We start from the raw sequence: 11364 nt of genomic DNA on the forward strand, positions 1-11364 counted from the left end.
TCCATACCATAATTGCTGTAAATCCACAGGTAATGTGTTGCAAGGTCTAAATATGACTTATAGCTTTGCCTTGAATTCAAAAGCAAAAATATTTGGCATCGTGCCGGATTAAAGTTCTGCTTACCCGGGTGAAATGAACTGACGAATAAAAGTACTCAGTACCATTTAACACATTTTAATCATGAAAAATATTTCATTAGGATTAGTGATTTTACCATTGCTAATTATTTCCTGTACCACTGACGCTATTGATACTGCTGACACTATTGATAGTAAAATCAGCGGCAAGAAATCAGAAAAAGGGGCACGTCTGATGCAAACCTTGTCCCCTGAAAACCCGGAGAACGTTTATGACTACGTCGGTAAGTTACATAATGACCTACTGGAGACTTACTTGGCAGGGAACTATCAGTACAGTACAATTGCGCAAATTAGCGAACAGGTTGAAGCCATCGTAGCTATGAATAGCGATGTGGCGCTTTTAAATTTGGAAACGAGCGTACCTGTTAATCTTGAAGAGATACAAGCCATTGTAAATAATCCGGAGGCCAAACTGGACGAGGCCATTGCAAACTCATCGATGACAAGTGCGGCAAAAATTAGTCTTTCCAGTTTTATGAACGCTGCACTTTTATGGAAAAACGAGGAGTATGGAGCGATCTATCAATCCATAATTTCGTATGAATCCGCCGTGATGACCAATACTGAATTTAGTGGTGAGGATAAGAGAATTATCCTCACCACATCCTCTATAGCCAGATATTCACTCTACTATGATAAAAAGCCGCCTTATGATGAAGATTGGGGTACATCTGTAGGTAATCGTGTTGGAGGAGTTAGTGGTGCTATCGATAATTCATTAACTGCGATTAGCAGATCACTTATAACAGGGATTATGATAAGCAATCTTGTAACTGACTAATGCTGAATCGAATACTATTGATTGAAAAGGAAATAATATACGTGTTTACAGTGTTTTTGATCCTCTTCAATCTAGTTAGCCTTTATTTCATCGTAGACTTATTGAGCTACGATGAAATAGTAGGTTATCTCACAAATGGCGAGATAAAAAGTGGCAACCCACGGAATTTAGCATTTCTGTTTTTCGGAACCACACTTTCAAATTTATTATTTATTTCAGTTACATTGATGGCCAGATTCTTTTCTAAGAATGCTATCAAGACATTCGAACTGAAATAAGGGATAATTCATCCATTCAGTTTGTAATTCTTAAAAAGAGATCGTTTTGATAAACAAAAATTCAAAATACAGTCCTTTAGGTTTGGAAGTCCACATTGATGAAATGTTGACCTCTAAAATTTCATTCCATGAACTATTTAATGGAGACTGCTTTTCGATACTGATCGTAAACTCAGGTTCTTTAAATATTCGAATTAAAGACGCAAAAATTTATCTATGCGCCAATGAACTTATGGTAATTCATATAAGGACTTCTATTGAAATTTTGAATAGGAGTCATCAATTGAAGATTTCTTTAGTATCATTTCCCTCAGCATTTATTTTTAAAAATAGTATAAGGAGACCACCCATTGGATATTTTGAATTTTTTGTTACAAAAGTACCTTCTAAGGTTTCTCTTAAAAGGAAAGATGCTTTACTACTAATTGATTTATTTAAATTGATGGATAGTAAAAGAAGAAGTTCAGACAAGCACATTTTTAAAAATGAGGTAGTGCTTTTTAGTTTTAATCTATTACTATATGAGTTAGCAGCAATATATAGCAGATACTCCCGGAATATTAAAATAAGGCACACGAGAAAAGAAACAATTGTTATGCAGTTTTTTAGAATTTTAGAAAGTAATTGCAAGACACAACACGGCGTAAAGTTCTATGCTGATGCTTTGTTTATTACGACTGGTCATCTTACCAAAACGGTTAAGGAAGTAACTGAAAAAACAACCAAGCAGTGTATTGAAGAAGCACTTGTTTTGGAGGTTAAGATCTTACTTCAAAACGAAGATTTGACCATTTTGCAAATAATGGAAGAATTACAATTTAGCAATATTTCTTTTTTTAGCAATTTTTTCAAAAAATACACTTCGATGTCTCCGTCGGAATATCGTTTAAGGTTAAATATCTATTGAATAGTAAAATATAGGAGGGGAATATTCTAGAGGTATTAATTAGAGTGCTTTTGATAATAAGTCGAAAGTACTATTTAGTAAATAAAAGTAAGAAGTATGAATCAGACCTATCTTTTAGAATGGCTAGATTTACTGGTAACTTTCACCCTAAATCCTAGCAAAACTGATGTTAGTGAAATAACAACAGTCCAGTCAAAGGCTATTATTGAAAAGACAATAGAGCAAACATTATTTATTCAATCCGAATTTAAGATCAAAGTTTTTTCTCTTAATAAGGAAAAGCAAATTAAGATTATAGTCGGAAATTATCATTCCTCCTTAATAATTTTCTTAGATAATGTTATCGAAAGAAGCCATAATGTTGTGTTTGAAAGATTTGACTTAAAGCAAGTGATAAACACTTTAATCTCGTGTTTTGATGAACTGTTATCTTTTATTGAGACCCGATTCTCGGATTACTTAAGTTTAGATCTGCGAGTACCTGCAACATATCTGCTTATATCCAAAAAGAAACTGAAACAGAAAATTGATAAATTGAAAAATAGTTCAACTTCTACTATAAATAATCAAAAGGTTACCGTAATACTTTTTGATAGTTTGTATTCTTTTGTGAATTCCAAAAGAAATGAAAAGGTCACATTCCGACAAGTGCTGTACAGGAAGCAATTGATCAAAGAATTAGAATTGCTAAAAGTTAAGCAGAATGAAGACCAAGCCAACGCAGCATTAGACGAGATCTTAATTTACATGAACTTTAATAGTAGGAAGTATATAAACTATTTTACAAAGTGCGTGGCTGATAAAATAAATTGTTGCGAAAGTGCCGCTGGCAAGATGGAAAATCTTTTGTTTTACTTTAAAGAATTTAATCAGATTCATAGTAAGGACGGGGTAATTCTAAACCCGCATCATCAAGATTTGAAAACAGTCTTAAGCGATTGGTTTAAGCATGAAATGATGTATTTAGAGAAAAAGTTACATTTTTCAGTTGTTCCACTGCTCACTATTGATAAGAAACAGAATCAAACTGCGGTAATTGATATAACAAAAGACAAAGTTTTATGCAAACTCTCAACAGATCAGACCGCCCTAATTTTGCGTGCCTCTGATGAATTAAAAATTCTCATTGCCAAATCAATGAACCATGTCTTTAAAACAATAGTCCCATTCTTATCAACGCCTCACAAAGTCGACCCTTCTTACGATTCAATGCGTAGTAAATCCTACGTTGCTGAAGAAAGAGATAAGAAAATCGTGATTGAAACATTAGAACGTATGATAAAGCAGATAAAAGAATATTAATTGAATAGCAATGCACTTAAAATATAACAAACATGAAAAAACTATCTTACATTTTAACGGTTGTAATCATTGCAATAACTAGTTGTACTAACAAGACTTTAGACGAGAGAACGGCTATCGAACTCATTAAGAAAGAATATCACTATCCACGGGTTTTAGATTATGATATTTATCGCAGTGATCCGGAACAAGCACGAAAGGTGCTGAAGTCGGGATTGAAAGAGAAAGGAATGGTCACTGTGCAACGCACCCAAAAGCTAAAGGATATTGGAGAGCCTTTGATACACTTTACAGATGCTGCAAAGCCTTATTTCTTACCCACTTCTGAAGATGATAAAAAAAGTAACGTTCAAAAAGTAAAGATTGCGGTTGAGGAATTTGATACCATTAAGGAGATCAAGATTTTGAATTCCGGTAAAATGGCAATTGTTGAATATAGTACAGTGCGAAATAATACTATTTTTGGGTCTTTATTGAGAAAAGGTTCGTCAAGGATAAAGCAACATAAAGCCCATTTTTTACTAATGGAAAACGGATGGCAGATTATGAAGAAGTCAGATGTTGATTTATTGATCTTTCAATAAGGACCACGCTTATTTTTATGTGCGCGAACCACCTACTATAATTTTTTACTTTCAGTTATATTTTTTTAATCATACCATTTATCAAACCTCCTTTCGGAGGTTTTTTTATTTTTCTACATTTTTTTTATTTTTTTTCCATTGGTTTTGCTAGGCTTACAAAGGGAACAAACGGGGTACAACAAAAAGTTGGACTTGTATGGATTTACAGACTGCTGTTTCTTTGTCATGTAATAATCAAAATCTCGGATTTAGATTCTGTTTCAAATGTCCGTGTTAAAAAACTAATGTAGAACGATAAAAATGAAGAGCGTATGTTAAAAAACATTTCATGGGCCAATTACACACTCGTAGTTGTCCTGCTTGCAGCAAGTTGGTACTTATTTGTAGGGTTGCGATTTTACTTTGCAGAACTTAAAGATCTTACAACCGGGAAAAAAAAGTTTCCGATTCGAAGTTTTCCTCAAGTTCAATCAAACGCTGATTATACGGAAACTCCTAATGGTATTCCTTCGTCCCTAAATGAAACACATACCGACCAAGCGTTTCAGGATGTAGAGGATCTGGTAGAAAAATTGAAAAATATTGTTGCAGATGCATTGCAAAGAAAACTACCCAAAAAGGAATTTATGTACTATCTGAGTATGGTTCTCAATGAATTTCAGACTGTAAAAAACTCGCCTTTTAGATCTTCAATCTGCGAACTGATAGTTTCTGAATGTGATAAACTCGAACGGATTCATTTAACGCAACAGGAAGTGGATGTGTTATGGGATGCATAAAATAAAATTCTATTGCGGAGGAATTATCCCTGTTTGCTCTTATGCGGTATGGCTTTATGTGACAGGAAAAAGAGTTCAGTAACAGTGGTATTCCTCTGCTTTTTATTACTTAAAATAAAACTTTAAAAATGGTGTCTTATGAAAAATCGAGGTAGGGAATTAAAGAAGTTTACAATAGCAAAAATACGATCTGTTTTAGTTGTACTACTGTTGTTTGTTGGCTATGTCACCGCATATGCTCAAGACGGGGTTGCCGGTATTAATGAAGCCAATCAAAAGGTAAGAAGTTATTTTGATGCAGGGACAGAGCTTATGTATGCAGTAGGAGCCTTGCTTGGACTGATTGGTGCTGTAAAGGTCTATCAAAAATGGAATGCAGGAGATCCTGATACTGGAAAAGTAGCAGCAGCCTGGTTTGGAAGTTGTGTTTTTCTAGTTGTTGTAACGACCGTGATCAAATCTTTCTTTGGAGTTTAAATTAAGGTGCAGGTTAGATTGAGGTGTAAAAAGCAAGACATTTAAGGAGTTAGTATCATGGCAAATAGTGTATATCAAATCAATAAAGGTATTAATCAGAGCATTGAATTCAAGGGTCTTAAAGCGCAATATATCTGGTATTTAGGAGGTGGTGTTGTAATTCTTCTATTCCTTTTTTCAGCATTGTATCTCATTGGGTTGCCATCACTTGTTTGCGTTGGAGTAGTTGGCATTTCAGGAACTTTGCTGGTTGTGAAAGTATATAAAATGAGTCACAAATATGGTGAACATGGCATGATGAAAGCGTTAGCGAAAAGACAAGTTCCTACAGCGGTCAGAATTCAGAGCCGAAAGGTTTTCAAAATGGAAAACTAGCAATTGTCAAAAAAAAATATAACAGGTAAAAGTGACGAATATGGAAAAGAGGATAGATGATATTTTACCGATTATGGATGTAGAACATGATTGTATTCTCTCTAAACAGGGAGATGTTACCGTGGTTTTCAAGGCAGAGTTGCCGGAAATATTCACTCTTTCAGACCAGGAGTATGAAGCGTTCCACCAAGCTTGGCTTAAAGCTATCAAATTACTTCCAAAGTTTAGTATATTTCACAAACAGGACTGGTTCATTGATAGCAAGTTTAAAGCCGATTTTACAAATGAGGATACAAGTTTCCTGACCCGCAGCAGTGAACGTTTTTTTAATGAACGTCCTTTTTTGAATCATTCGTGTTACATTTTATTGACTAAAAAACCAGCCGGCAGAAAAATATCAAGTTCCTTGTATTCCAATTTACTGCGGAATTCAATAGTTCCTGAAGAAACATTAAAAGCAAACCTGCGTCAGGAATTTATCGATAGCACGGGGCAATTCAGACGAATTTTAGAAGACAGCGGTTTTGTAAAATTGACCCGTCTTGGTAATGATGAACTGAGAAGTCAGAGCCGAAAGATTGGTATTATTGAGCGTTACTGTTCGCTTTCTGAAAAGGAAGACTCTTTTGTTTATAAAGATATCGCTTTCAATGAGGGCTTGCAGGTTGGAGATAATCACTGCCAAATTTACGCACTAGGAGATGCAGCGGATCTTCCTGCTCTTTGCGGTTCCAGAATCAATTTTGATAAATACTCAACAGACAAGACCAAATTTAGTATCGGCTTCGCATCAACTTTAGGACAATTGCTATCGTGTAATCATATTTACAACCAATATATTTTCATTGGGGATGCTCAAAAAACATTGCAGAAGCTGGAGAGTAAAAGATTACGCTTACAGTCGTTATCGGCCTATAGCAGAGAGAACTTGATTGCGCGTGATGCAACCAATGATTTTCTGAACGAGGCAATCGGTCAGCAACGCTTACCCGTTAAGGCTCATTTTAATGTGTTGGCATGGACAACGGATAAAGAAGAACTGAAAAATATAAAAAATAAGGTTTCATCCGCTTTGGCTCAAATGGATGCGGCAGCCAAGCAGGAAACCGTCGGAGCTGCTCAAATTTATTGGGCTGGTATTCCGGGTAATGCGGCTGATTTTCCAATGAATGACACGTTCGACACATTTGCGGAGCAGGCGGTTTGCTTCCTGAATATGGAAACAGGGTATCGCTCCTCACTCAGCCCGACCGGAATACGCTTGGGCGACCGTTTGACTGGTAAACCGGTACATGTTGATATCAGTGATGAACCGATACAAATGGGTATCTGTACAAACAGAAACAAGTTTATACTTGGACCTTCAGGCAGTGGAAAATCGTTTTTCACTAACCATATGGTGCGAAGTTATTACGAACAAGGAACCCATATTGTAATCGTGGATGTTGGACACAGTTATAAGGGGTTGTGTGACATGGTGGGTGGGTATTATTTCACTTATGATGAAAAGAATCCAATCCGGTTCAATCCTTTTTATATCAGTGAAGGAGATACTTTGGATACGGAGAAAAAAGAAAGCATCAAAACCTTACTGCTGGCGCTGTGGAAAAAAGACAATGAAACCTTCAATCGAAGTGAATACGTGGCCTTATCCAATGCATTGCAGTTGTACTATGAAAAACTCCAATCAAACAAGGAACTTTTTCCTTGCTTCGATAGCTTTTACGATTTTCTTAAAGGTGATTTTGTCAAGGTGTTAGAAGGGGATAAGGTGAAGGAAAAAGATTTTGATATTACTAATTTCCTCTATGTGTTGCGCCCGTATTACAAAGGAGGAGAATTTGATTATCTGCTTAATGCGACTGAAAATCTAGAGTTAATGAAAGAGCGTTTTATTGTATTCGAACTGGATAATATTAAAGATCATCCAATCCTTTTTCCGGTCGTCACCATCATTATTATGGAGGTCTTTATCAGTAAGATGCGAAAGCTTAAAGGAATTCGTAAAATGATATTAATTGAGGAAGCTTGGAAGGCTATTGCTAAGGAAGGTATGGCAGAATATATAAAGTATTTATTTAAGACAGTTAGAAAATTTTATGGAGAAGCCATAGTGGTCACGCAGGAGGTTGAAGATATCATTTCCTCACCCGTGGTCAAGCAGGCAATCATCAATAACAGCGATTGTAAAATATTGCTGGACCAAAGTAAATACCAGAACAAATTCGACCAAATTCAGGAATTACTGGGACTTACAGAGAAAGAAAAAGCATTGGTGCTATCGGTAAACAAAGCGAATGACCCGGATAAAAAATACAAAGAAGTTTTTATTTCCTTAGGAGGAATGCTCTCTAAGGTCTATCGCACGGAAGTGTCCCTTGAAGAGTATCTGGCCTACACTACAGAAGAAACAGAAAAAATGAAAGTGCAGGCTTATGCCAAAAAATTTGATGGAGATATTAAAAAAGGGATTTCGGCATTGGCTAATGATCTGCGTGATAAACAACGATAATAAAAAGGTGTAACCGTTATAAATATTTGAGAAACGAAACTAAAATTACTACCTATGAAAGCAAAGAAAAATATGATGGTGGGTTTGCTTTGTCTACTGCTCCTCAGTACTCCCGCAAGACCGGCAACAACAGTGACAGCTGTTCCCATAATTGGATTAATTAAAGATGCTGTCGCCATGGTCATAAAAGCAATTGATTTACGAATCCAGCGCTTGCAAAACAAAACGATCTGGTTGCAGAATGCCCAAAAGCAATTGGAAAATGTCCTTTCCAAAGTAAAACTGGATGAAATTTCCAACTGGACACAAAAACAAAAAGAGTTGTATAAAGAGTACTATGATGAACTCGCAAAGGTTAAATCCATAATCACCTATTATCAGCGAATAAGGGACATCACCCAAAAGCAAATACGGCTTGTTGCCGAATATGAAAGAGCCTGGAAACTATTTCAGCGGGACGATCACTTCAAGATTGAAGAATTGGCATACATGCAAAAAGTATACTCCGGCATACTGAACGAAAGTATGAAGAATATTGACCAGATTTTTTCAGTTATTGACTCTTTCACGCTGCAAATGAGTGATGCTAAACGGCTTGAAATTATCAACACTGCTGCCGATCAGATTGATGAGACATATGATGACCTTTCTCGTTTTAACAGACAAAACATGCAATCAAGCATTCAAAGAGCAAAATCAATTAATGATGTGAATGCTGTTAAGAAATTCTACGGTATTCTCAATTGAAAAACTAAAGTCATGAAAAAGATAGTATTGTTGCTGCTGCTTATGGGACTTTCAAATGGGAACATACTGGCACAAGAAAAACAAAGAGAAGAGCTGCTAAAGCAAATTGCAGCATTTAAAGTGTATATCGAATATGCTCAAAAGGGATATTCCATCGCAAAAAAAGGGCTGAACACAATAAGCGATTTTAAGCGAGGAGAACTGAATCTTCATGCTGATTATTTTAATTCTTTGGATCTAATTAATCCACAGATAAAGAACTACAGCAGAGTAGCTAAGGTTATTTCACTTCAAGTAAAAATTCTGAATAGCTGTAACCGCACAATAAGACATATAAATCAAAATGATCTGTTTCACGGTAATGAAGTGGCGTACATTAAAAGAGTATTGGAGCGATTGATTACCGACTGTGATACAGCAGTAGATGAACTTATTGCAGTACTTACTCAAGGGAAACTGGAAATGAAAGATGATGAGCGGCTGGAGCGAATCGATAAACTATATCAAAGTATGCAGGAGAATTATAGTTTTTGCGAGGATTTCAGTAATCAAACCAGAATGATGAGTTTCTCAAGGAGTACTGAAAATAAGGATGTAAAAACCAGCCGTGCGTTGCAGGGCGTAAACAAGAATGTACCATGAAAAGAAAACTGCTTTTAATAGTTATGATTTTGGGAGTGCTTTTTCCATGTCGTGTTGCTGCTCAATCTCAGGAAATGCAGCAATTAGTTTTGAATATCGAAAAGCTGGCGCAGTTCAAACAGATTCTTGCCGATATGAAAAAAGGCTATCAGATTCTGAACGGTGGCTATACTATCGTTAAAGATTTATCCAAAGGAAACTTTAGTCTTCATGAAACTTTTCTTGATGTGCTGATGCAAGTTAGTCCAACGGTTCGAAAGTATAAGAGAGTCGGTGACATCATCAAATATCAAGTACTGTTAGTAAAAGAGTATAAAGCTGCATTTAACCGATTTAGGAATAGCGGCAATTTCAATGCGGATGAAATCGCCTATTTCGAAGAGGTATATTCCAAACTATTCAAAGAGAGCATAAGAAATCTGGATGAGTTGACAACTGTCATTTCTGCCAATACCCTGCGAATGTCAGATGATGAAAGACTTGCCGCTATTGACAAGGTTTATGCTGACATGCAAGATAAGCTCTCTTTTCTTCGAAATTTTAATAACAATACCTCGGTATTGGCAATCCAGCGAACTAAAGAACGTAATGACGTCAACGCTTTGCGCAGCATCTACAAAGTAAATAACTAAAAACAAATTGGATTATGATGATTAAAAGCAAGGCAGCATTATTTGCAGCCGTAGGGCTGGTATTGCCTATTGCCGGCCATTCACAAGGTCTGGCGGATGATATGAACAGTTTGCATAGCGTACTAGATCAATTATATGATGAGATGATGCCTTTATGCAGCAACTTGCTGGGAGTTGGGCAGGGAATAGCGGGATTTGGAGCCATATGGTATATCGCGTCCCGCGTTTGGCGGCATATCGCAAGTGCTGAACCTATCGATTTTTATCCGCTTTTCCGTCCTTTTGTTATCGGATTCTGCATTATGATTTTCCCTTCCGTATTGGATATGATCAATGGAGTAATGAAACCTACTGTTACGGCAACCGCATCGATGGTGGAAAGTTCGAATAAAGCGATTGAATTACTGCTACAAAAAAAAGAAGAAGCAATCAAGAGTACGAATGCTTGGCAGATGTATGTCGGTGAGGACGGGAGTGGAGACCGTGACAAATGGTATAAATACACGCATGATGATGCTAATCCTTCTGATGAGGGCAGCTTTGAAGGAATAGGAAATGATGTAAAATTTGCCATGTCCAAAGCTTCGTTCAATTTTCGCAATTCAGTAAAGGAATGGATGAGTGAAGTTTTAATGGTTCTTTTTGAAGCGGCTTCACTCTGTATCGATACCCTTCGAACTTTTCAACTTGTAGTACTTTCTGTTTTGGGGCCACTAGTTTTTGGTATTTCAGTTTTCGATGGTTTTCAACATACACTTACGGTTTGGCTGGCACGATACATTAATATTTACCTATGGCTTCCGGTTGCCAATATTTTCGGCAGTATCATAGGAAAGATACAGGAGAAGATGCTGCAACTGGACATCGCACAAGCGAATGATTATGGGGATACTTTTTTTAGCAAAACCGATATGGCTTATCTGGTGTTTATGATTATTGGGATTGTCGGCTACTTCACCGTTCCTTCGGTTGCAAATTATATAGTACACGCCGGTGGTGGTGGGGCCCTAGGTCAAAAAGTAACCAGCATTTTCAGCAATGCTACAACTTCAGCTGTTAACAGTGCCTCATCAGGTGCAGGAATGGTGGTGGATGGTATGGGTAATGCAGTGGGACGAATGTCTCAAAGCATGTCTGGATCCAGCAGTTCGTCTCCTTACTTCAAAGACAAGGAGAGTTATATGGGCGATAAATTAAAAGGCAATTC

At 36.7% G+C, this 11364-nt stretch carries 12 protein-coding genes; all 12 read left to right on the plus strand.

Annotated features, from left to right (window positions below; genetic code table 11):
- The first annotated feature begins 181 nt into the window (after positions 1-181).
- Entirely contained in the window at positions 182-922 is a 741-nt protein-coding gene (locus BUC23_RS14920; protein ID WP_073210819.1) for a hypothetical protein, read from the plus strand.
- Between the two features lie 324 nt (positions 923-1246).
- The gene (locus tag BUC23_RS14925; protein ID WP_073210820.1) at positions 1247-2107 is read left to right on the plus strand and encodes a helix-turn-helix domain-containing protein; all 861 of its coding nucleotides are present in this window, start codon (positions 1247-1249) and stop codon (positions 2105-2107) included.
- A gap of 96 nt (positions 2108-2203) precedes the next feature.
- Entirely contained in the window at positions 2204-3409 is a 1206-nt protein-coding gene (locus tag BUC23_RS14930) for a hypothetical protein (RefSeq protein WP_073210822.1), read from the plus strand.
- Positions 3410-3441: 32 nt separating this feature from the next.
- Positions 3442-3993: a hypothetical protein gene (locus BUC23_RS14935; RefSeq protein WP_073210824.1), complete on the plus strand. Its 552-nt coding sequence runs from the start codon at positions 3442-3444 to the stop codon at positions 3991-3993.
- Between the two features lie 311 nt (positions 3994-4304).
- Positions 4305-4772: a hypothetical protein gene (locus BUC23_RS14940; RefSeq protein WP_073210826.1), complete on the plus strand. Its 468-nt coding sequence runs from the start codon at positions 4305-4307 to the stop codon at positions 4770-4772.
- A gap of 138 nt (positions 4773-4910) precedes the next feature.
- Complete coding sequence (locus tag BUC23_RS14945) at positions 4911-5249, plus strand: DUF4134 domain-containing protein (RefSeq protein ID WP_073210828.1); 339 nt, start codon at positions 4911-4913, stop codon at positions 5247-5249.
- A 57-nt stretch (positions 5250-5306) separates the two neighbouring features.
- Positions 5307-5624: a DUF4133 domain-containing protein gene (locus BUC23_RS14950; protein WP_073210830.1), complete on the plus strand. Its 318-nt coding sequence runs from the start codon at positions 5307-5309 to the stop codon at positions 5622-5624.
- Positions 5625-5664: 40 nt separating this feature from the next.
- Positions 5665-8136, plus strand: a complete 2472-nt coding sequence (locus tag BUC23_RS14955; RefSeq protein WP_073210832.1) for a TraG family conjugative transposon ATPase — start codon at positions 5665-5667, stop codon at positions 8134-8136.
- A 54-nt stretch (positions 8137-8190) separates the two neighbouring features.
- Positions 8191-8883 (plus strand): conjugal transfer protein TraI, encoded by a 693-nt coding sequence (locus BUC23_RS14960; protein WP_073210834.1) that lies wholly within the window; start codon positions 8191-8193, stop codon positions 8881-8883.
- Between the two features lie 12 nt (positions 8884-8895).
- Positions 8896-9525: a hypothetical protein gene (locus tag BUC23_RS14965; RefSeq protein ID WP_073210836.1), complete on the plus strand. Its 630-nt coding sequence runs from the start codon at positions 8896-8898 to the stop codon at positions 9523-9525.
- Positions 9522-10157 carry a hypothetical protein gene (locus tag BUC23_RS14970; protein WP_073210838.1) on the plus strand — a complete coding sequence of 212 codons (636 nt, stop codon included), beginning with the start codon at positions 9522-9524 and terminating at the stop codon, positions 10155-10157. The genes BUC23_RS14965 and BUC23_RS14970 overlap by 4 nt, the downstream gene beginning before the upstream one ends.
- A gap of 146 nt (positions 10158-10303) precedes the next feature.
- On the plus strand, positions 10304-11364 hold a 1061-nt coding region (traJ, locus tag BUC23_RS14975; RefSeq protein ID WP_244153820.1), incomplete at its 3' end, for a conjugative transposon protein TraJ.

This window comes from Flavobacterium xinjiangense, from assembly GCF_900142885.1.
Lineage (GTDB): Bacteria > Bacteroidota > Bacteroidia > Flavobacteriales > Flavobacteriaceae > Flavobacterium > Flavobacterium xinjiangense.